Origin of the sequence: Rahnella sp. ChDrAdgB13 (assembly GCF_017655185.1) — a bacterium.
Classification (GTDB): Bacteria; Pseudomonadota; Gammaproteobacteria; order Enterobacterales; family Enterobacteriaceae; genus Rahnella; species Rahnella contaminans.
Genome location: NZ_JAEMGT010000029.1, coordinates 14,819 through 35,714, shown reverse-complemented (window position 1 = coordinate 35,714; position 20,896 = coordinate 14,819). Strand labels below are relative to the sequence as shown.

Annotated in this window: 20 protein-coding genes; 9 read left to right on the top strand and 11 right to left on the bottom strand. The window is 56.5% G+C overall.

Annotated elements, in window-relative coordinates; translation table 11 throughout:
• Positions 1-48: 48 nt before the first annotated feature.
• Together J8X26_RS09640 and J8X26_RS27890 are read right to left on the bottom strand one after the other, a co-directional pair.
• The gene (locus J8X26_RS09640; protein ID WP_208950775.1) at positions 49-1,251 is read right to left on the bottom strand and encodes a pyridoxal phosphate-dependent aminotransferase; all 1,203 of its coding nucleotides are present in this window, start codon (positions 1,249-1,251) and stop codon (positions 49-51) included.
• 186 nt (positions 1,252-1,437) lie between these two features.
• Positions 1,438-1,560 carry a hypothetical protein gene (locus tag J8X26_RS27890; RefSeq protein ID WP_259229799.1) on the bottom strand — a complete coding sequence of 41 codons (123 nt, stop codon included), beginning with the start codon at positions 1,558-1,560 and terminating at the stop codon, positions 1,438-1,440.
• Positions 1,561-1,620: 60 nt separating this feature from the next.
• On the opposite strand from J8X26_RS27890, the gene nac reads away from it, so the two are divergent.
• The 7 genes from nac (at position 1,621) to J8X26_RS09605 (ending at position 7,054) form a co-directional block, all read left to right on the top strand.
• Entirely contained in the window at positions 1,621-2,544 is a 924-nt protein-coding gene (gene nac, locus J8X26_RS09635) for a nitrogen assimilation transcriptional regulator NAC (RefSeq protein WP_152323835.1), read from the top strand.
• 140 nt (positions 2,545-2,684) lie between these two features.
• Entirely contained in the window at positions 2,685-3,125 is a 441-nt protein-coding gene (locus J8X26_RS09630) for a biotin/lipoyl-containing protein (protein ID WP_208950774.1), read from the top strand.
• Complete coding sequence (locus tag J8X26_RS09625) at positions 3,122-3,919, top strand: LamB/YcsF family protein (protein WP_208950773.1); 798 nt, start codon at positions 3,122-3,124, stop codon at positions 3,917-3,919. Before J8X26_RS09630 ends, J8X26_RS09625 begins: the two co-directional genes overlap by 4 nt.
• 117 nt (positions 3,920-4,036) lie before the next feature.
• Complete coding sequence (locus tag J8X26_RS09620; RefSeq protein WP_152323832.1) at positions 4,037-4,786, top strand: SDR family oxidoreductase; 750 nt, start codon at positions 4,037-4,039, stop codon at positions 4,784-4,786.
• Positions 4,787-4,851: 65 nt separating this feature from the next.
• Positions 4,852-5,547 (top strand): amino acid ABC transporter permease, encoded by a 696-nt coding sequence (locus J8X26_RS09615; protein ID WP_208950772.1) that lies wholly within the window; start codon positions 4,852-4,854, stop codon positions 5,545-5,547.
• A gap of 4 nt (positions 5,548-5,551) precedes the next feature.
• Entirely contained in the window at positions 5,552-6,307 is a 756-nt protein-coding gene (locus tag J8X26_RS09610; RefSeq protein WP_152323831.1) for an amino acid ABC transporter permease, read from the top strand.
• 9 nt (positions 6,308-6,316) lie between these two features.
• A complete protein-coding gene (locus tag J8X26_RS09605) occupies positions 6,317-7,054 on the top strand; it encodes an amino acid ABC transporter ATP-binding protein (RefSeq protein ID WP_152323830.1) in 738 nt (245 codons plus the stop codon).
• 50 nt (positions 7,055-7,104) lie between these two features.
• Here J8X26_RS09605 and J8X26_RS09600 read toward each other — a convergent pair whose 3' ends face one another.
• A complete protein-coding gene (locus J8X26_RS09600; protein WP_208950771.1) occupies positions 7,105-8,100 on the bottom strand; it encodes a sensor domain-containing diguanylate cyclase in 996 nt (331 codons plus the stop codon).
• A gap of 326 nt (positions 8,101-8,426) precedes the next feature.
• Here J8X26_RS09600 and J8X26_RS09595 point away from each other — a divergent pair, with 326 nt between their 5' ends.
• Positions 8,427-9,632 carry an MFS transporter gene (locus J8X26_RS09595; protein WP_208950770.1) on the top strand — a complete coding sequence of 402 codons (1,206 nt, stop codon included), beginning with the start codon at positions 8,427-8,429 and terminating at the stop codon, positions 9,630-9,632.
• Between the two features lie 54 nt (positions 9,633-9,686).
• Here the strand turns inward: J8X26_RS09595 and J8X26_RS09590 are convergent, their stop codons facing one another.
• From J8X26_RS09590 to J8X26_RS09570, 5 genes are all read right to left on the bottom strand, one after another.
• Positions 9,687-10,598, bottom strand: coding sequence for a LysR family transcriptional regulator (locus J8X26_RS09590; protein ID WP_165060261.1), 912 nt, complete (start codon positions 10,596-10,598; stop codon positions 9,687-9,689).
• On the bottom strand, positions 10,598-10,984 hold the full coding sequence (locus J8X26_RS09585; RefSeq protein WP_208950769.1) for a helix-turn-helix domain-containing protein: 387 nt from the start codon (positions 10,982-10,984) through the stop codon (positions 10,598-10,600). The genes J8X26_RS09590 and J8X26_RS09585 overlap by 1 nt, the downstream gene beginning before the upstream one ends.
• 421 nt (positions 10,985-11,405) lie before the next feature.
• Positions 11,406-12,833 (bottom strand): efflux transporter outer membrane subunit, encoded by a 1,428-nt coding sequence (locus J8X26_RS09580; protein WP_208950768.1) that lies wholly within the window; start codon positions 12,831-12,833, stop codon positions 11,406-11,408.
• Positions 12,830-13,870, bottom strand: coding sequence for an HlyD family secretion protein (locus J8X26_RS09575; protein WP_208950767.1), 1,041 nt, complete (start codon positions 13,868-13,870; stop codon positions 12,830-12,832). Before J8X26_RS09575 ends, J8X26_RS09580 begins: the two co-directional genes overlap by 4 nt.
• A 21-nt stretch (positions 13,871-13,891) precedes the next feature.
• The gene (locus J8X26_RS09570; protein ID WP_208950766.1) at positions 13,892-15,442 is read right to left on the bottom strand and encodes an MFS transporter; all 1,551 of its coding nucleotides are present in this window, start codon (positions 15,440-15,442) and stop codon (positions 13,892-13,894) included.
• Between the two features lie 179 nt (positions 15,443-15,621).
• Here J8X26_RS09570 and J8X26_RS09565 point away from each other — a divergent pair, with 179 nt between their 5' ends.
• Positions 15,622-16,107, top strand: coding sequence for a universal stress protein (locus J8X26_RS09565; RefSeq protein ID WP_152323822.1), 486 nt, complete (start codon positions 15,622-15,624; stop codon positions 16,105-16,107).
• A 6-nt stretch (positions 16,108-16,113) separates the two neighbouring features.
• On the opposite strand, the gene J8X26_RS09560 is transcribed toward J8X26_RS09565, so the two are convergent.
• From J8X26_RS09560 to J8X26_RS09550, 3 genes are all read right to left on the bottom strand, one after another.
• Complete coding sequence (locus J8X26_RS09560) at positions 16,114-17,028, bottom strand: LysR family transcriptional regulator (protein WP_307803460.1); 915 nt, start codon at positions 17,026-17,028, stop codon at positions 16,114-16,116.
• 214 nt (positions 17,029-17,242) lie between these two features.
• Entirely contained in the window at positions 17,243-18,307 is a 1,065-nt protein-coding gene (locus J8X26_RS09555; RefSeq protein WP_208950797.1) for an ABC transporter substrate-binding protein, read from the bottom strand.
• Positions 18,308-18,389: 82 nt separating this feature from the next.
• Entirely contained in the window at positions 18,390-20,519 is a 2,130-nt protein-coding gene (locus tag J8X26_RS09550; protein ID WP_208950765.1) for a TonB-dependent siderophore receptor, read from the bottom strand.
• Positions 20,520-20,896: the final 377 nt, after the last annotated feature.

Here is a 20,896-nt window from a genome sequence, read left to right as displayed (position 1 = left end):
AACGGGCCCGAAAAAGGCCCGTTTTTTTACGGTTGGAATTCAGAGGTTTTATTTCAGACCTGCACAAAACTCCGCGATCCGGTCGCAGCCGTCCTGCAAAATTTCCATACTGGTGGCGTAGGAAATACGGAAGTACGGGCTCATGCCATACGCTGCGCCCTGCACGGTGACGACGTGCTTTTCTTCGATCAGCGCCATCACAAAATCGGCATCATTATCGATGTGACGCCCGCCTGCGGTGGTTTTCCCGATACAGCCTTCGATATTCACGAACAGATAAAACGCGCCCTGCGGTCTATGGCAACGCAATTCATGCACGGACGTTAAACGCTCCAGCACGTAATCGCGGCGCTGACGGTAGATTTCGGCGCGCTCTTTCAGTAAACCCTGCGGGCCGTTAAGCACAGCAACCGCTGCCGCCTGCGTAAGCGTGGTGACGCCCCCGCTGTTTTGCGTGTTCACGTTGCTCATGGCTTTAATCAGATCTTTCGGGCCGCCGCAAAAACCTAAACGCCAGCCGGTCATGGAATAGGCTTTCGACACGCCGTTAACCGTCAGTACGCGATCGAGCAAACGCGGCTCCACTTCGGCCAGCGTGTAAAACGTCACGTCGTCGTAAATCAGGTGTTCGTAGATATCATCGGTCAGGATCCACACGCCCGTATGGCGCAGCATCACTTCGCCAATCGCCTGCAATTCCGGACGCGTTGCCACGGAACCGGTCGGATTGCCCGGATAATTCAGCAGCAGCCATTTGGTTTTCGGCGTGATCGCCGCTTCAATGTCCTGCGGATACGGCTTGAAATTGTTCTCTTCCGGGCAGGCCACCGGCACCGGAATACCGCCCGCAAATTTGACGATATCCGCATAGCTGATCCACGACGGCGTCGGGATCACCACTTCATCGCCCGGATTAATCGTCGCCAGCATCGCGTTAAAGATAATTTGCTTCGCGCCGCCTGCGGTGAGGATCTGGCTCACATCGTAATCGAGGTGGTTATCGCGCTGGAATTTACGCGCGATAGCCGCCCGCAAAGCCGGGGTTCCGTCGGTTGGCGGATAGCGGGTATCACCGCCGAGCGCGGCGGCGTAGGCCGCTTCCGTGGCGTGTCGTGGCGTCGGAAAATCCGGTTCGCCGGTAGAAAGCGCGATGACGTTCACGCCGGCGGCGGCAAGATCACGGGCCTTTTGCGTCATGGCGACGGAGGCAGAAACAGAGACATTTTTTAAGCGGTCGGCGATATCAGGCATGGTCCTGGGGTTCCATTGTTTTTATCGAACGTAAAAAGACGGACAGCGATGAGGCACTACAGGGGGAAGAGTAATGAGGAACGGACCGCGCCGACCAATAGCGCTTTGTTGTGATGACATAACACAAAGCAATGGCTGAACGCGCAAATCAGGCAATTTGCACCGGTGCAGTGCAGGCGGAGGAAGTCATTTTCCGGCAGGCGGCGCAAACGCCGAAAATATCCGGCTACGCAATGACCAAACCGGCGGTGAAATCAGAAGGAAACCCGGCGCACAGGCATAAATCAGCGCATCAGTGCGTGTTGGCACTCATCTTGCTTCATACACATTACTTATAACACCACTCGTTTACGTGATGAGGATGCCATCGTGAATCTCCGCCGCCTTAAATATTTTATCAAGATTGTCGATGTGGGCAGCCTCACTCAGGCCGCAGATATCCTGCATATTGCGCAGCCTGCGCTCAGCCAGCAACTCGCCACGCTGGAAGGCGAAGTGAATCAGCAACTGCTGATCCGCACCAAACGCGGCGTGACGCCGACCGAAGCGGGCAAAATTTTATATATCCACGCACAGGCTATTTTGCGCCAGTGCGATCAGGCGCAGAGCGCGATTGACGGCTCGGCGCTGGCGCTTTCGGGCAGCGTTTCCGTCGGGCTTGCGCCGGGTACCGCCGCACAACAGCTGGCGTTGCCGCTGATGGAAGAAGTCCACCGGCAATATCCGGGTATCGTGTTGTATTTTAATGAAAACTTCGGCACCACGCTGAGCGAACTCATCATGAATGGCCGGATGGATATGGCGGTGATTTACGGCAACCGCGAAATTCACGGGCTACGCTTTATGCCGCTGATGAAAGAAGAGTTGTATTTCGTGTGCCCGCACGCACTCAGCAAACCACTGAAAACCGTCAGTCTGGCGCAGGTGGCAAAGTACGATCTGTTCCTGCCGCGTATTTATAACATCATGCGTAAAGTCATCGACGACGCGTTTATCCACGAAGAAGTGACGTACCGCGTGAAGTGCGAAATCGAATCGCAAACCACCCTCAATGCCGCGCTGGCCGCAGGATTAGGCTGCACGATCATGCCGGAATCCGCCGCCCGTGCGATGCTCAAAGCCTCCGGTTCGTGGATGGCGAAAATCGACAAACCGAATATTCAGGCGGCGCTGTCATTTTGTATGTCCGACCATCTGCCGCTTTCCCAACCCGCCGAAGCGGTCAAAGCGATTTTGCTGTCGCTGATGGCCAGCCGCACGGTAGATAACCGGCCACTGACGCTGGTGGGGTAATAAGCGCACCTTATTACCGCAAAGCGAAATCCTCTTTCCTGACGTCCGCAGTGACACGATAGAGTGCGTTTACCGCCCGCTCAGCGGGCCGTTTTGTCGTCGTTATTGCGCGGGGACACTCTCTCTTTGACGGGATGGATATGGAAAAAAAAGCACCAGCACTCAGCGAGTTGCGCTCTGTCGCACAGAAGATGCGCAAGTCCGGCCTCAGCCAGATTGAACTGCGCGGAAACGGCTTCCGGGTCAGCATAAAATACGCGCCCGTTTCCCCTGCCCTTTTGCCGTGCCGCGTGCCGGACGAAACGCCTGCGCTTCCCGCGCTGGCCGCCCCCGACGCGGTGCGTGCGCCCTTCCCCGGTATCGTGCTGCTACAGCATCCGCTCAGCAAAATTCCGTTTACTCAGCCCGGTGAAAAAGTCGGGAAAGACGCGCTGCTCGGCCTGCTAAAAGTTGGCGTGATCTACCTGCCGCTGCGCAGTCCGGTGCAGGGCGTGGTGGAACCCCTTTCCGTAAAAGACGGTGACTGCGTGGAATACGGCGAGGAAATTTTCACGTTACGCCGCGAGGAACTGGCCGCATGAAATACATCGATTTGAACGCCGATATCGGCGAAGGATTTGGCGATTACACCCTTGCCGACGACGCCACGCTGATGCCGCTGATCACCTCCGCCAACGTGGCCTGCGGGTTTCACGCCGGGGACGCGGTGATTATGGCGAAAACCGTCGCGCTGGCGAAAAAGTATCAGGTGGATCTCGGCGCGCACGTCGGGTTCCCCGATTTGTCCGGGTTTGGCCGACGCCGGATGCACATCGAACCGCAGGTCATGGCGCATTACGTCACTTACCAGCTGGGCGCGCTTTCGGCGTTTGCCAGAGCGGCGGATTACCCGCTGACACACATGAGTTTTCACGGCGCGCTGGGGAATATGGTCTCCGAAGACGCTCAGCTGGCGCGGGTGTTATTGCAGGCGGTGAAGGATTTCGATGCACAGATGATCATCAGCACAATGTCCGGCAACGCCGTTGAACGTATGGCGCGGGCGCTGGAGTTGCCGGTGATTTGCACGTTTCTCGCCGACCGCGCGTATGAAAGCAACGGGCTGCTGGTCAGCCGGGCGAAACCGGGCGCGGTCATTCATGACAAAGAGCAGGTGCGCGCGCGTATCCGCCAGCTGCTGCGCGAAGGCACGGTACAAAGCATCGACGGCGTGACGCTGCCGGTGACTGCAACGTCGATTCTGGTTCACGGCGATACGCCGGAATCCATCGAAATGGTGCATACGCTGCGGGAAATTATTGCCGAAATGGATATCGCGCTGATGCCGCCAGCCCGGCAACGCCGGGAGCTGGCGAGGGGAAACGCGCTGTTATAAGTCCCGCTTATCGCCTCACACAGTTTATGTCTTATACCGCCTGAGAATTACTGGATACAGTCAGAAAACACCCACCGGCAGAACATGACGGAGCCGGGGTTTAACAGGAGAGTCGCAATGCCATTTTCAGATTACAAAACCGCGCTGGTGACCGGCGCATCGGCCGGAATGGGTGAAGCCATTGTCGAACGCCTTTGTCAGGAAGGCATTACGGTTCACGCCGTCGCCCGCCGCGCCGATCAGCTGGCCGCCCTCGCTGCCCGCACCGGTTGTATTGCGCACGCACTCGACGTCAGCGACCTCGACGCCGTCACGCGCCTGTGCAGCGAAATCAGCGTGGATATTCTGGTGAACAACGCCGGTGTTTCGCGCCCCGGCTCTATCCTGAACGCCGATGAAGAATCCGTGGATACGCAGGTGGACGTGAATCTGCGCGCGGTTTTGCATCTCTGCCGCCTGCTGGTGCCGGGCATGATGGAACGCGATCGCGGCCACGTTATTAATATCACCTCAATTGCCGCGATTTATAACTTCGGTGGCAACTCGATTTATCACGCCACCAAAGCCGGCGTTCACGCCCTCTCGCGCCAGCTGCGCGTTGACTGCTACGGCAAGCGGGTACGCATTACCGAAATCTGCCCCGGCCGCGTGGCAACGGACATTTTCGGCAACGTTTCCGGCGATCACGAAGAAGCCCGCCGCCGCTTCATTGACGGTTTTGAACTGCCTGAAGCCAAAGACATCGCCGACTGCGTGGCGTTTGCCCTGTCTGCGCCGGTTGCCGTGAACATCGGCAACATCGAGATCACCCCGACGTTGCAGGTTCCCGGTGGCCTTTCCACCATGCGCCCCGGCGAAGGTCTGTGATTTTCCCGCTAAACCCGTTTTCCTTATAAACCGACAGTTCAACCATTCAGGAGGGTGAAAATACAATGACGCTCGATTTCAGCAAAGTCCTGACCGGTCAGTTCGGGCAGATGATCGTCGATGGTATGGTTGTCACCCTCAAGCTGGCGCTGGGATCCTGGCTGCTGGCGATGTTTATTGCCCTGCTGCTGGTCGTCATCCGGCTGACGCACAAACGCGCCGCCGAATATTTTGTCCGTGCGTATGTGTCGTATCACCGCAATGTGCCGACGCTTATCCAGCTGATGATGTGGTATTTCGCCATTCCGACGCTGCTGCCCGAATCCGTGCAGATGTGGATTAACGATTTTAACGCCGAACTTCTGTTCTCGATGTTTGCGCTCGGATTGTGTCAGGCGGCGTATTTCTCCGAAGACATCCGCAGCGGTTTACGCGCTATTCCTGAAGGACAAACCGAGGCATCACGTGCACTGGGCATGAGTTACACCCGTTCTTTGCGCTCGGTGATCCTGCCGCAGGGCATCCGTAACGCGCTGCCGTCGCTGCTCAACCACACCGTTTTGCTGTTCAAAAACACCAGCCTGGCGATGGTCATTGGCGTGGCTGAACTGACTTACGTGACCCGTGATATTGAAAACCAGACGTTCCGCACTTTCGAATCGTATCTGGTGGCCTCTGCCGGTTATCTGTTCTTCTCTCTGCTGCTGATGGGTGCCGGTGCGTTGCTGGCCCGCCGGTTCCAGCGGGTCTACGCGAGGTAATCCCATGCTCGAAATGTTCACGATTTTGCACGACAACGGGATGCTGTTCCTGATGGGACAATACCCGCAGGGGCCGCTCGGCGGGATCCTCTGTACGCTGCTGATTTCCGTGCTGGCCGTTCTGTTTGCGCTGCCGGTGGGGGTTTTACTCGGGCTGGCGCGTTTATCGCCGTTCCGCTGGCTGAGCTGGCCCGCCGCCTGCTGGGTTTACGGTTTACGCGGTATTCCGCTGCTGATGGTGGTGTTCTGGACGTACTTTTGCGTCCCGCTGTTAATCGGCCACAACATCAGCGGATTCAGCACCATGCTATGTACGCTGGTGATTTATGAAAGTGCGTATATCGCCGAGATAGTGCGCGGCGGCATTCAGGCGTTGCCGGGCGGCCAGTACGAGGCGGCGCGCGCATTGGGCATGAGTTATTTCAAAACGCTGCGCCTGATTATTCTGCCGCAGGCGTTGTACAACACGCTGCCAAGCCTGGTCAGCCAGCTGGTTTCCATCATTAAAGACAGCACGCTCGGTTACGTGATTAACGTACCGGAGCTGACCTTTGCCGCCAATCAGGTAAACAACCAGCTGCTGACCAAGCCGTTTCAGGTTTTCGCGATTGTCGCGATTGGCTATTACCTCATCTGTTTCAGCCTGACGTGGCTCGCCAATAAGCTGGAAGCGCGCATTACGCGCAAACGGCAGAACCGCGTGCCGGAAGCGGACAACGTGGCGCAGGCGATGCTGCTGACCAAGACTCAATCACAATAAGGAGCGACGATGCGACCGGTGATCTTATTTAATCAGGTCAATAAATGGTATGGCGAATACCAGGCGCTGACCGATCTGAGTGCAGAAATTAAAAGCGGTGAAGTGGTGGTGGTATGCGGGCCGTCAGGCTCGGGTAAATCGACGCTGATCCGCACCGTCAACCGGCTGGAGCCGATTGAAGAAGGCCAGATTTTATTTGATGGCATCGACATTCACGGCACCAGCACGCGCCTGAATCAGCTGCGCACGCGCATCGGGTTTGTGTTTCAGAACTTCAACCTTTTCCCGCACGTTTCGGTGCTGGAAAATATCATGATGTCGCCGGTGAAAGTGCTCGGCGTGAAGCGTCAGGAAGCGCGTCAGCACGCGGGTGAACTGCTGGAACGCGTTGGTTTATCGCATAAAGCCAATGCCTATCCGGCGCAGCTTTCCGGCGGACAGCAACAGCGCGTCGCCATTGCGCGCGCGTTAGCCATGAAACCGCCGGTGATGTTGTTTGATGAACCGACGTCAGCGCTGGATCCGGAAATGGTTGGTGAAGTGCTGAACGTGATGCGCGGTCTGGCGCGGGAAGGCATGACCATGATGTGCGTAACGCACGAAATGAATTTTGCCCGCGAAGTGGCGGACACGATCTGGTTTATGGATCAGGGGAAAATTCTGGAGAAATCCACGCCCGAAAACTTCTTCACGCGCCCGCAGCACGCCCGGGCTCAGAAGTTTTTGAGCGATTTGCATCACAACTGATTTTTGAATACCGCGCCTTTGGGTAAAACGCAAAGGCGCAGGATCCGGCTTTACAGTGCTTTGGTTCTTCTCTGGTTTTTATCCAGATACATCGCCTGATCCGGATTAACAGCAGCAGGATTAATCGCGATAGCGCCGATGCTCGGGCCGGCGTAATCCAGCGTGCAGGAATGCAGTTTGTATTCGCCGATGAGTAAACTGCGCAGACGGTTTTTGAACGCATCCGCCGCGCGCAGCGCGTCATCAAATCCTGACGGCCCTTCTCCGGCGACGATAAATTCGTCACCGCCGACACGCCCGAGGATCTCACCTTCCGCCGCGCCCGCTTTCAGCCTTTGCCCGACCGCATACAGGAAATCATCGCCCGTTTCGTGGCCGTAGACATCATTGATCTGCTTGAAATTATCCAGATCGGTAAACGCCACCAGAACATAATTCGCCTTGTCAGCGGCCCTGTCGAACAGGTCGGGCAACGTTTCAAACACCGCGCGGCGGTTGGGCAATTCGGTGAGTTCATCGGTCAGGCTGACGGCGGTCAGCGCGGCATTCGCCTCTTGCAGCTTTTTCAGCAGCTGTTCGTTCTGAATCTGCTGGGCGATCAGTTGCGCGAAAAGCTGCAACACCTGTTCGCTGCGTTCCGAAAGTTCGCGGTTTTCGGAACTGGCGGCGCACAGCGTGCCGTAAAGCGAACCGTCCACCAGCGTCACCGGCGTGCTCACGTAAGTCATGATCCCCAGCGCTTTTGCCGCTTCGGAATCGCCCCAGATACTGGCGACATCGCAGGTATAACGGCGGCCTTCGTCGAGCGCACGCTTGCACAGCGTATCGCCCCACGGCACCGAAATCCCTTCAGGAATTTGCATATCTTGTGAGTTGCGGGAGAACAGAATGTGCTGGTAATCGCCGTCCGGCTCAATGCGGGTGAGATACGTCGATTCCATGTTGGTCACCAGCTCAAGCATTTCAAGAAGCTGTCGAACGAGTCCTTCAAGCGTGTATTCAGATTCTAACGCACTCGAAATGCGCTCAATAAGATTGTCAGACATTACTCGGGATAAACCTTTCTTTTAATGGTCGTGCGGGGAAACCCTGGGCCGCGCATTTTATCATAGTTTCCGGCGAAGTAATCCCCTGCTGGCAGGATGCGTGTTGAATAAATGATATAACAACCTATTGAATTAATTATAAATTCACAAAGTTTAGGTTAAGTCGCATTGTAAAAATAGGACAAAAACGATACGGCACGCCCCGTATTCCATTGGCGAAGTTATGTCTACTAAGATGCGCCCGGAGAGGCCTTTCCGAATAATCCGAACTGCCGGATGATCAGGTTCAACTTTTCATCTGCACATTCGGTTCTACAAGGCTTTCAATGCAAAATAAAAATTCACTCCTGCTGCTGACACTTTCCGTCGCCGTCTTCAGCGTCATCACCACGGAAATTGGCATCATCGGATTGTTGCCGAAACTCATCGAACAACTCCACGTCACCGCCACGCAGGTCGGTTTTCTGGTCAGCATTTACGCCGTAATTGTCGCCGTCACCGGCCCGTTTATTACCCTGCTGCTGTCGGGTTTTAACAAAAAAACCGTGCTGCTTTCGATTCTCTTCGTCTTCGTGGTTTCCAACCTGATTTACGCCACTACAGAGGTCTTCAATATGATGCTGGTCTTCCGCATTCTTCCGGCACTCACACATGCGGTGTTCTTTGCGGTCGCACTGGTGGTCGCCACGCAGGCCGTGCCGAAAGAAAAAAGTGCCGGCGCGGCGGCGAAAGTGTTTGCCGGTGTGGCAATCGGGCTGGTGCTCGGCGTGCCGTTAAGCTCGCTGATCGCGGAACATTTATCGCTGGCCGATGCGTTCTACTTTGCGGCGATTTCCTGTGCCCTCGCGTTCGTCGGGATCCTCTTCTTCGTCCCTTCTATGCCTGCCACGGCCAAAGTGTCCTTTGCCAGTCAGGTGAGCGTGCTGCGTAACGGCAAACTGTGGCTGACCATCGTCACGGTCACGATGATTTTCGCGGCGATGTTCTCGAGTTTCAGCTACGTGGCGGATTACCTGTCACGCGTCACGCACCTTAACAGCAACATGATCACGGCGATGCTTATCGCCTTTGGCGTCTGCGGATTCGCCGGGAACTTTGTGTTCAGCAGCTTCCTGCAAAAAAACGCCAACAAAACCACGCATCTTTATCCGGTGGTGTACGCCCTGATCTTCATCCTGGTCTGGCTGGCCGGTGATTCCCTGCTTGCCATGTGCGCACTGATGGTTTTCTGGGGCGCATTCCACTCTTCAGGGCTGGTGGTCAGCCAGACATGGCTGATGCGCGAAGCCAGCCAGGCGCCGGAATTCGCCAACAGCCTGTACATGTCATTTTCAAATCTGGGCATCACCGTCGGTTCACTGGCGGGCGGCTGGTTTATCGCCGAATTCGGTACGCGTTCAGTGGTGCTGAGCAGCATCATTTTCGCCGCCGCCGCGTGGCTCAGTATTTACATCAAACAGCGCGTGGATGCCGGTGACCGCGCCTGCCGGACACACAGAACTGAACACGCGGGGGGAAATCACATGATCTAACCGCGTGGTGATGGCACCAACGACCCGTTCTATGAAGAAAAAGCGTAAGCCTTGTCAGTCGAGCTGGCCATCCTCCGCGGCTTTGATCAGCGTATCCACCACAAAGCGGATTTTCGGTAACAGCTGACGGCTTTTAGGCCACAAGGCGCTGACAGGCATTTCGCCCCCGGAATGGCCTGTCAGCACCTCTTTCAGTTCCCCGCTTGCCAGATATTTTCCCACCAGCCACAGCGGCAACTGCGACAACCCGCAACCGGCCAGCACACCTGCCAGCATCGCGTCGCCGTCGGCAAATTCGTACGTCGCGGGCGGCGTATAGCGGCTCACTTCGCCGCGCGCGTTGCGCAGGATCCAGAATTTTGGCTGGTTGCGCCGCACGCCCACTACACAGCGGTGCTGACTGAGTTCTTCGGGTTCATGCAGTTCACCGTACTGCGCGAGATACTCCGGCGCGGCGCAGATCACCAGTTTTTGCGTAGTCAGACGGCGTGCTATCAGTCCGCTGCTGTCGGTCAGTTCGCCGATACGCACCACCAGATCGATGCCTTCTTCAATGGGATCGATAAACCGTTCGCTGAACGTAATTGTCATTTCCAGCTCAGGGTATTGCCGGATAACGGCCAGCAGGTGCGGCATGATCCGCTGCCGCCCGAACGCCGCCGGTAAATCCACCCGCAACCGGCCGGAAGGTTTCGCGGTATGCGACATCAGTTCCGCTTCCGCCTGTTCGAGAATTTCAATCGCGTTCTGGCTGCTTTGCAGATAACGCTCACCGTCCGGCGTCAGGCTGAGCCGCCGCGTCGAGCGCTGAAAAAGTTGCAGCCCGAGCCGTGCCTCGAGACGCCCGACGCTTTTCGCCACCGCCGATTTCGTCAGCCCCAGCCGTTCCGCCGCCGCGGTAAAACTCCCGCACTGCGCCGTGGTGACAAACGCCGTGATACCCCCCAGATGATCTGTTTTGCGCATTACTCGACTTCCCGCTCATCAAAAGCAGCCTGAGCCTGAATGACATCGGCGGAATGATTCAGCATCCAGCCATACAATGCCTGAAAAGGCGCTTCCAGAGTGCGCCCCAGCGGCGTAATGCTGTATTCGACAGCTATTTGTGAGGAAGGGATAACGCGGCGGGCAACAATGCCATTACGTTCAAGACGGCGCAGGCTTTGCGTTAACGATTTTTGAGTGATTCCGTCCAGACAACGTCTGATTTCATTGAAACGCAGCGGCTTGGCACAGAGCACGGTGAGGATCAGAACAGCCCATTTATCGGTGATCTGATCCAGCAGTAAACGGTTTGAAGCACTGCGACAATTCACTTGCGTAACTGCCTTTGGCACGGCATTACCCGACATAGGGTTTCCTCATATAGACCAGATGAATAAAAGGTGCCTGAATGATACTAAGTATCCATTACATACTATAAAGCCTTTTTTAAGAGGCGTCATTTATGCCGTCCGGCGACCAGAATGAAACCATGGCTACGCTCGCCGTCACGGAATCCCTTTAATGCCATGACAAAATAACCAAACCCTATTTCCCGGCGGCAGATTTGCTGTCGGTCTGAACGCAACCCTGAGCAAAAACTGGAGCGCCACGGCTAAAGTGAATACACTCGTCGCCAGTGACGCGAGCAATGAAGTTCATGCGTAACTGGGCGGTGAGTATAAGTTTTAATTAGCAAAACTTAAAAATCATGCTCGCGTTCCGCAAAGCCCCGGCCCTCTCAACAGCCGGGGCTTTTTTGTGTGCTGAATGCTTATTTACTCATAACGCTTAATTCATCGTCTGTGACGACTCCCCGCCCCATCCGCCCCCCAGCGCCTTATACAACCGGACCAGCGCGAGCGACACGCTGGCATCGCTGACCACCAGCGTCTGCCGCGCCGCGATCAGTTCCTTTTGCATCACCAGCACATTGAGAAAGTCCGTCGCGCCTGCAACATATTGTTTTGATGCAGCGTCCAGCGCCGCACTGTCATTATCCACGCGAATTTTCAGCTGGCTGCGCTGCCGCTGCCCGGTGTCGTAATCCACCATCGCGTCATCCACTTCGTGCCAGGCCTTTAATACCGTGCTCTGAAAATGCAGGCTGGCTTCCTGTTGCTGCGCTTTTTTCAACGCTAACTGACCGCGCAGACGCCCGCCTTCAAATATTGGCAACGTCAGGCCGGGGCCGAAACTGTAAAGCTGAGATCCCCAGTTTCCCAGCTGGCTGAACTGCATCGCCTGTATCCCGATATTGCCGGTCAGGGTGATGCGCGGATAAAAATCAGCCGTGGCGACGCCAATGTCTGCCGTTGCGGCATGCAGCTGTGCCTCAGCGGCGCGGATATCAGGCCGCCGCTGCGCCAGCTCAGACGGCAACCCGACCGGCACTTCCGGCGGCGTCAGCGGCAACGGTCTGGCGCCGCGAAGCCGCTGCGTTAATGCCCCCGGTTCCTTACCCAGCAGATAACTCAGCGCGTTGATAAGATGTGCTTCCTGCTGTTCCAGTACCGGCAGGGTGGACTCGACAGCCGCCACCTGCGCCTGCGCCTGTGCCACTTCCAGCTGCGTCGCCACGCCGTCGGCCATTCTGATGCCTGTCAGTTTCAGGCTGTGACGGGCGATATCCAGATCCTGCAAGGCGTTTTCACGCTGTAACTGCACGCTGCGCAGCCGGAAATAATCGCTGGCCGTTTCAGCCTGAATGCCGATCAGCACCGCGCGGCGTAAATCCTCGCTGACTTCAACGCGCGCACCGGCGGATTCCCGCGCGCGACGCAGCCGCCCCCACATATCGACCTCCCACGAAACCCCGACGCCAGGTTGCCAGACGCTGTAGGCTTCCTTGCCTCCCAGCCCTGAAATATCCTGCAAACCGTTCTGACTATTTCGGGCGCGCTGATACGACGCCGATCCGGTGACGGACGGCAAACTTTCCCCCGTCACCACGCTGTTTTCCGCCTGCGCCTGCAACAGCCGCGCGCCCGCCGCCTGAATATCCAGATTTCCCTGCGCAGATTCTGCGATTAACGCGGTCAGCGTATCGTCGTGGAAAATATTCCACCAGTGTGGATCAAGCCCCTGTTCTACGACGTGACTTACCGCCTTTCCCTGCGGCCACGTCGGCGGACTTTTCACAACCGGCGCGTTAAAATCAGGCCCCACCATGCAGCCGCTCAGCAGTAAAACGCTCAATGTTAACCCTGCGTTTTTCATTGATCCGCTCCTGTCGTGCCGGTGTGAATGGTCGCTTCTACCGCCATGCCCACCAGCAGCCGTGCGACCTGTTTCTGCCCGGCTTCGATTTCAATTTTTACCGGGATACGCTGGACCACTTTAGTAAAATTACCGGTGGCGTTATCGGGCGTAATCGCCGAAAACGTCACGCCGGTCGCCGGTGCAAAGCTGTTGACCACGCCGTGCAGCAGGGTTCCGCCCAGACTGTCCACGCTGATATCCACCCGCTGTCCCGGCCTGACATGTTCAAGCTGCGTTTCCTGAAAATTCCCCACCACGTAGGCGTTATTGAGCGGCACTACAGCCAGCAGCGGCGTGCCCGGCGTGACATACGCACCTTCCCGCGCCACGCGCTGCCCGACCCAGCCCGCAACCGGAGCAACAATGTGCGTATAGGATAAATTCAGCTTCGCCGTCTCCTGCACGGCCTGCGCCCGTTCCAGTTCTCCTTTTGCGCGCTGACATTCCGTCTGCAACACCACGGTTTTGGCTCTGGCGGCGTTCAGCGTGGCGTTATCCCGCGCCACATTCGCCTGTGCGGTATCGATGCGCGAACGAGCCAGCTGCGCGTTTTGTTTACTGCCAGCCCCTTGCGCGGCCAGATCGCGATAACGCGCCAAATCCGCTTTGGCAAAAACGTAACTGGCCTGGCTGGCCGCCAGTGTGGCGGCGGCCTGCGCGATCATCGACTGCTGCTGCATCAGGCTGGCTTTGGCATTATCGACCGCCGCCTGCTGCACGTTCACACTGGCCACCGCCGCATTCAGTTCCGCACGCAGATCCCGGTCATCGATTTCCACCAGCGTTTGCCCCTGCTCCACATACTCATTGTCTTTCACCGCCACCTTCTCAATCTGGCCGGTAATACGCGGCGTCACCACGGTGTAATCTGCCCGGATAAACGCATCATTGGTGCGCTGATCGGCCTTATCCGCCAGCAGCCAGAAGTAAATCATCCCCGCCACCAGCAGGATGACCACGCCGGAAACCGCCACGGCATTTTTTTTAAATCGCATGATCAAATTCATGTTCAAACCTTAAGAAATTGAAGGGCTGGCAAGCGGACGCGGTGGATAAACGCGCGTTGCCATTAACGGAATAAAGAGGATCAGAATGACGGTCAGCACGACCATGACCTGATAAACATCAGCAGACGCCAGCACCACGGCCTGCACGTGGATTTGCTCCGGCAGCGCTGAAAGGCTTTCGCTGCCGGAGTGAGAAAACGACAGCCCCTGCCCGCTGTTTCCCCACTGATTCACCAGCGTGTTGGAGTGAAAATGCTCGCGCGCGGTGCTCAGCCCTTCGAGCACGCCGGTTCCGGCCACCGCCGCCATACCTTTCACGGTGTTAAACCAGGCCGAGGCAAATGGCCCTTCGGCGGGCGGTAAACCGTTGGTGGCCAGCAGAAGCAGCGGGATCACCGCCATCGGCTGCCCGAGGATTTGCAGCATTTGCAGGCCGTAAAAATTATTGCGGATCCAGTCCGACGTCATCGCACTGCCGAGGTAACAGGTCACCGCGATCAGCCCCAGCCCGCAGGCCAGCACCCAGCGGCAATCGACCCGGCGGATATTGCACAGCGCCGAGACCAGCGGCAGCGCCGCCAGTTGCCCGAGCGCGACATAAAGTGCCAGCGGAGCCGTCTGCACAGGCCGGTAACCGCGGATTTCCGCCAGATATCCGGCCGGAACCCCCGGTACTGCCACCAGGATCACCAGCACGCCGCCCAGCGTAATCAGCGAGAAGGTGAGATTGCGCCGCGCGAGTTGCTGCACTTTGAAAAATGGCAGCGGATGAAACCACTCGTTGACCATAAACAGCGTCAGGGTCGTCAGCCCCAGCAACAACATCCGGCAGATGAACGGCGAATCCAGCCAGCCCAGCCGCGTGCCCTGTTCCAGCACCACCACCAGCGAGGTGATAGCCGGTAAACCGAGCAGCAGCCCCACGCCGTTGAACTGCGCAAAACGTTCAAGCCGCAGCGGGTCTTGCGGAATGCCCCAGTGCACGGCGGCAATCGCCAGCAGACAAAGTGGAATGATTTGCCAGAACACCATTTGCCAGCCGGTGTATTCCGTCCATAACGCCGCCAGCGGGATGCCGAGATTCGGCCCGAACGTGGCCGTCAGCGCATACGCGCCCAGACCATAAAGCTTGATCCCCGGCGGTAAAAACCGCAGCGCGGCGCTCATCAGCATCGGCGGCAGGCAGCCGCCAAACAGCCCCTGCACCGTCCGCAGGACATAAAGCACGGGCAGATTGGGCGCAAACGGACAAAGCACGCCCGCCACCATGAAAGCGGCGGTGACGCCGAGGGTGAAACGCCGCAGTGACAGCGTGGCCGAAAACCAGGGCGCAAACGCCATGACCGCCACCTGCGCCGCTTCATACAATGTGGTGAGCCAGCTCCCTTCGTCATAGCTGATAGACAGCACGCCGCGCACGTCGGTCATCGCAATATCGGTGACGTGTTCGTTTAATCCGGCCACCAGCGAGGCCAGCAAAATGCCCGTCAGCCCCGTCATGATGCGCAGGTCAAACGTCGCCGCTGGCGGCATAGCTTTAGGTTGCGCAAGTGTTTGCATTACTTATCCCTTCCAGATGATCAGGGGCTCAGTCTAGAAAGTTGGCGCAGCGGGAGGAATTGCGATGTTTGCAGCCGAGGCGTGCGTCTGGCGCACGTGACAGGTGCATACAGAGGCATTTATTTACCAGGGCGGGTTACCCAAGATAGGGTCTTTATCATTCACAGAAAGGATACGCGATGTTCACCAATATTCTCGTGGCGCTCGACGGGTCGCCGCAATCGCTGGCGGTCATTGAACTGGGCCGGAAAATCAGTGCCGGAAAACCGGCCAATCTGCATATTTTATGCGTGGTTGACGGGGCGTATTTGCTGCCCGGCGTACATCATTTCTTAGCGGAAAACCCCGCAAATAACGAAGCCAGCGACGGGCTGGTTTACCCCCCGGCAAATCACGAATATCACGAGGCGCGGCGCATCGTGAGCCACGCCGTGACGGAACTGACGGCAGACAACCGCCACGTCAGCGGGCTGATTGTCGGCGGGGAACCAACGGAGGTGATTATCCGGGAAGCGGCCAGACTGAAGGTGGACTTAATCGTGATGGGACACCGGCATTTATCCTCGCTGCAACGCTGGGTCGAACACTCCATCGTGAAAGAAGTGATCGACCTCGCAGCCTGTCCGGTGCTGGTGGAAAATCAGGAAACGGAGCCGTCGTGCTGACACGGATCACGCGCTAGCGGAATGGATACATAAATCATGAATGGTGCGCCGCAGCCACTGATGGGCGGGATCATTCTGGAACCGCGGATGCCAGGCCTGAACGATAGGAATGGCATCCAGCTCCACCGGCAGCGGGAAGGCGCGCGTTCTGATCCCCATCGTTTTTACCGCCTGCACGACATGTTCCGGCAACGATAAAATCAGATCGGAATTCCCCAGCGAAAACACGCCGGAATGGAACGTCGGCACCACCAGCGAAATGTGGCGCACGAGGCCCAGTTCTGCGAGCCGCTTATCGATAGGCCCGCGCGCGCGTCCACGCCGGGATACGCTGATCTGCTCATAACGGGTGAATGATTCCGGGGTGATTTCATGGTCGAAAATCGGATGGTCTTCACGCGCCAGCCCCATAAAATGCGTGGAAAACAGTGATTGTACGTGAATATCATCTCCCAGCGGACGCATCGCGCTGATGTAAAGATCGACCTTGCCGTCGCGCAGACTGTCTTCGTCGCTGCCATTTTCCGGGGTAAAGCGTAAACCGACGTTATGCGCCTCCTGCCGTAAACGGCTGAGCAGGATCCCGCCGAACGCGCTGATAAAAACGTCGTTGGCGTGCAGCGTAAACGTGCGTTCCAGCTGCGATAAATCCACAACCGACTGCGGCTGCAACAGCCGGACGGCCTCGCCCATTATCTGATGTACTTCTTCCCTGAGGGCCAGCGCCCGCGGGGTTGGCACCATTTTTCGCCCGGCCTTGACCAGGATCGGATCGCCAAGCTGATGACGGATACGGGTCAGCGTCCGGCTCATCGCGGGCGCGCTTAAATTCATTCTGCGCGCCGCACCAATCACCGAGCCTTCGTCCAGCAGGGCATCAAGAGCAATAATCAGATTTAAATCAGGGGTTTTCATCATCATTCATATTGGAAACAAGCCGTTCCATAACATAGCCAGAAAGGCGCTGGCCGCAAAGTGAAAAACGTAAAAGCATTATAAAGACGCCGTGCGGCCTGATAACTGACTTTCAATCACCCGAGCCGTGCGTGGCACGCAATCGCCATTAACCTCAGGAGGAGATGAAAATCTCCGGGTGCCGTCAGGCAGCGTTAGCCGAAAGCCCCGGATCTTACTTTTAGTCTTTGCCCTTGCCGAAATACGTTCCGCTGTACGGAACGGGCAGGTAATCGTGAAAGAGTTGTCGGAGGGTTTGCTCAGGTTCGATATCGGCGAAAAGCTCCGGATACAGCGTTTTCGCCATAAACTCAGTGGCCGCAACGTGCCACGGGCTGAGGTAAAAGTTCTGCCATATCACCGCCGTGTGGCCGTTATGCAGGGCTTTCAGCGTGCGCAATCCGTTCTGCTGCGCGGTTAATTGCGCCAGACTTTGCTGAACCATTTCGGGGGAAATGGCCGGACCGAGTTTCAGATCGTCTTTGTCGTTAACGTCGCCCGCACCGGTCGCGATGTAAAATTCCGGCTGCGCCATGATCACGGATTCTTCATTCAGACGACCAAATACTCCGCCGACGGTTTTACTGGCAATGTTGTCGCCACCGGCAAACGTCAGCAATTCGCCGAGACTGCCTTTCACCGCTGTCACACAGCATTCATTGCGGCGCCCCAGATGCAGCTGGAGCAACACCGTGGGTTTGGGGCCCTGGTAGGCTGCCAGCCGGTCGTGTATCACCTGCATATGCGAGCGATAAAACTGCGTGAACGCCTTCGCGCGTTCAGTCTGGTTAAACACTTCACCGAGAATCTCCACGCTGCGGGCGGTATTTTTCAGCAGATGGACACGCAGATCGATTCTCACCACCGGAATGTGCGCCGCTTTCAGCATCCGGAGCAGCCGTAAATCCGCATCGTCGTAGCGCGCCAGGCTCGGCAAAATCACCACGTCAGGTTTCAGCGCCAGCACTTTCTCGGGGTTCATTTCATCAGGCCCGCCGCCGCCCAGCACCGGAATTTTCAGCATCTGCGGGAATTTTTGCGTAAATATCGTCCAGGTCTGGCTGTCATACCGCTTTAAATCCAGCGGCCAGCCGACAATGCGTTTCACCGGATCGCCGGTTTCGAGCATTGCCAGCGTATACAACATCCGGCTTTCGCCCAGCACAATACGCTGCGGATTATCGGGGATTTCAACCTGATTCCCGTCGATATCCGTTACCGTTCGCGCCTGCACCGCCACGCTCATCACCGCACTCAGCAGCACCAGCGCGATAAGCGCCGGTCTGAAAAATACGGGCACGCGCAGCGCGCCCTTTTGACTATCACGATCAGAATTCAACACTGGCCTGTACCATCAGATTACGGGTTTCGCCTTCACGCACGCGCAGATTGCCGCCGCTGGAGGTGTAATAGTGTTTGTTAAACAGGTTGTTGAGGTTAAGTTTCAACTGCGTTTTCTCGCCGAACAGCGGGTTGTTCCACGCGATAAAACTGTCGGCCACCACATAGTCCGGCATCGTGAAACTGTTCTCCGGATCGCCTGCCCGCGTGCCGACATAACGCGCCCCGCCGCCCACGCGGAAATCACCCGGAATGCCGCTGAACGTCAGATTATGGCTCAGATACAACGCGCCGGAATGGCGTGGCGCATTTTGCAGTCGGTTGCCGTTATTGGTGGAGTTCACGCCGTCATTCACAATTTCGGCATTGTCATAACTGTAATTGGCGCTCACATCCCAGTCCGGCAGCACTTCGCCATTCAGTTCAAATTCAGCGCCGGTGGAACGCGCTTTATCAATCGCCCGCGTTGTGCCGTTAATGCTGAGCGACATGTCGCGTTCGTCAATCCGGTACAGTGCCACGCTGGCAAACAGGCGCGGGGAAATCTGCCATTTGCTGCCCACTTCCCAGTTGGTGCCCTGCTCCGGTTTACCGACATTGCCGTCATCATCCACGTCGGTTGATGGCGTAAAGGATTTGCTGACACTGCTGTAAAGCGAAACATCTGGCGTCAGTTTGTAGATAAGCCCGGCCTGCGGCAGGAATTTGTTGCCTTCACTGTCGAGCGTCTGAACCACCGGATCAAAGCCTTTCGACGCGCGCTGTTCGTAATGCTGATAACGCCCGCCGACCACGGCAATCCAGTCCGACGTCAGCGAAATGCTGTCTTTGGCATAGACCGAACGGCTGTGAATACGGTTCAGGTTATTGCCGTTGGCGGTGTTTTCCGTGGTGCTGTCAGTGACCGGCGAGAGGATGTCGTATTGCGGATCAAAGTAATTGAAGCTGCTGTTCGCCTTCCCCTGATACTGGTGTGCGCGATAGGTCTGATTCATCTCATAATCCGTGCCCAGCACGATATCGTGATTCATCCCCAGAATATCCTGAGAGCCCAGCAAGTCCCACGAAACGTATTTGGTTTTGTGGTTAAAGCCGCGGTTGGCGTCGGCGCGCCGCGTCACTGCGCCGGTGGTCGTGTTGACCGCCGTCACCCTGACTTCATCATTGTTGTAGCGGCGCTGGTTCCAGCCGAGCGTCAGGCGGGTGCTCCAGTCATCGCTGAACTGCCAGTCATAATGGGCGTTCAGCGTTTTATTATGGCCCCAGGCGCGGTTTGCTTTGTCGTCTAGACGGTCTTTATAGTTGATATCAATCGGTTTGCCGTTGATAAATGCCGTGCCGCGATCGTAAGGAATGTCGTAGCGGTAATCGGAATAGCTGATCAGGAAGCTGGATTTTTCGCCATACCATTGCAACGACGGTGCAACCAGCGTGTGTTTATCGCTGCCAAAATTGCGCCAGTAATCCTGATTTTGTTTTTCCGCAATCAGGCGGAATGCAAAACCGTTGCCGAGCGGGCCGGTGACGTCAATCGTGCCCGCGCCGCCACCTTCGCTGGAGGAACGCCCGCTGATTTTGGTGTGCCAGTCGTATTGCGGTTTTTTGCTGACGACGTTGATCACGCCGCCCGGATTCTGAATACCGTACAGCAGCGATGCCGAGCCTTTCAGCACTTCGACGCGCTCGGTGGTGGCATCAAAATTCAGCCCCTGACTGCTGCGCACGCCGTCGCGGTAAATCGAACCGTCGGAGTTCGAACCAAATCCGCGGCGGACAAACCCGTCCTCAGTGCTCGCCAGCGTATTGCCTTCGGTGACGCCGCTGACAAAACGCATCGCGTCCGACAAACTGGAAGCCTGATAATCCTCCAATTGTTGCTGCGTCACTACGCTGACCGACTGCGCTTCATTGAGCCGCGAAGTCGGCGTTTTGCTGGCCACGGAAGTCTCGCTGGCGCTGTAACCCTGCCCGTCTGTTTCCTGTCCGGACACCGTGAGCGTATTGCTGTCCCACGCAGAATAACTGATCCCCGGTGTCAGCAACGCGACACCATAAATAGCGGCCATAATTGCCGGATGGCAATTCCGTTTAAAAGAAATCGTCCTGTTATTATTCATTTCATTACGCCTGATGTTTATTATTTTATTATTTCCGTAAATTCATTCCGGATATTTTAAGAAACCACCCGATTTCGCAGGGAACTATTCCCGCAACGTCCCCATGGGTTATTTCCTGCACGTTCACCGGGTCAAAAAAACCGCTGTAATGCAATTGATAATCATTCCAACATGTGAAAACGTAGTAGTAAATGAACAATTTCATGCCTCTACTACATTAATCGTTAAAAAAACCCACACAGTTACCGGGTTGAAAATAAAATATAACGCACTGATTTAAATAATTAAACTTCAAAAACACCTTCCACAACCTGAATCCTTTCGCCCTGAATCTTGTGAATTGAACCGTTTTCATAGCGGGCAAATCACTACATTTG

Coding starts and splice junctions, on each gene's coding strand:
- J8X26_RS09640 (WP_208950775.1), bottom strand. CDS start 1,251: ATGCCTGATATCGCCGACCGCTTAAAAAATGTCTCTGTTTCTGCCTCC.
- J8X26_RS09630 (WP_208950774.1), top strand. CDS start 2,685: ATGGAAAAAAAAGCACCAGCACTCAGCGAGTTGCGCTCTGTCGCACAG.
- J8X26_RS09625 (WP_208950773.1), top strand. CDS start 3,122: ATGAAATACATCGATTTGAACGCCGATATCGGCGAAGGATTTGGCGAT.
- J8X26_RS09620 (WP_152323832.1), top strand. CDS start 4,037: ATGCCATTTTCAGATTACAAAACCGCGCTGGTGACCGGCGCATCGGCC.
- J8X26_RS09615 (WP_208950772.1), top strand. CDS start 4,852: ATGACGCTCGATTTCAGCAAAGTCCTGACCGGTCAGTTCGGGCAGATG.
- J8X26_RS09610 (WP_152323831.1), top strand. CDS start 5,552: ATGCTCGAAATGTTCACGATTTTGCACGACAACGGGATGCTGTTCCTG.
- J8X26_RS09605 (WP_152323830.1), top strand. CDS start 6,317: ATGCGACCGGTGATCTTATTTAATCAGGTCAATAAATGGTATGGCGAA.
- J8X26_RS09600 (WP_208950771.1), bottom strand. CDS start 8,100: ATGTCTGACAATCTTATTGAGCGCATTTCGAGTGCGTTAGAATCTGAA.
- J8X26_RS09595 (WP_208950770.1), top strand. CDS start 8,427: ATGCAAAATAAAAATTCACTCCTGCTGCTGACACTTTCCGTCGCCGTC.
- J8X26_RS09590 (WP_165060261.1), bottom strand. CDS start 10,598: ATGCGCAAAACAGATCATCTGGGGGGTATCACGGCGTTTGTCACCACG.
- J8X26_RS09585 (WP_208950769.1), bottom strand. CDS start 10,984: ATGTCGGGTAATGCCGTGCCAAAGGCAGTTACGCAAGTGAATTGTCGC.
- J8X26_RS09580 (WP_208950768.1), bottom strand. CDS start 12,833: ATGAAAAACGCAGGGTTAACATTGAGCGTTTTACTGCTGAGCGGCTGC.
- J8X26_RS09575 (WP_208950767.1), bottom strand. CDS start 13,870: ATGCGATTTAAAAAAAATGCCGTGGCGGTTTCCGGCGTGGTCATCCTG.
- J8X26_RS09570 (WP_208950766.1), bottom strand. CDS start 15,442: ATGCAAACACTTGCGCAACCTAAAGCTATGCCGCCAGCGGCGACGTTT.
- J8X26_RS09565 (WP_152323822.1), top strand. CDS start 15,622: ATGTTCACCAATATTCTCGTGGCGCTCGACGGGTCGCCGCAATCGCTG.
- J8X26_RS09560 (WP_307803460.1), bottom strand. CDS start 17,028: ATGATGATGAAAACCCCTGATTTAAATCTGATTATTGCTCTTGATGCC.
- J8X26_RS09555 (WP_208950797.1), bottom strand. CDS start 18,307: ATGAGCGTGGCGGTGCAGGCGCGAACGGTAACGGATATCGACGGGAAT.
- J8X26_RS09550 (WP_208950765.1), bottom strand. CDS start 20,519: ATGAATAATAACAGGACGATTTCTTTTAAACGGAATTGCCATCCGGCA.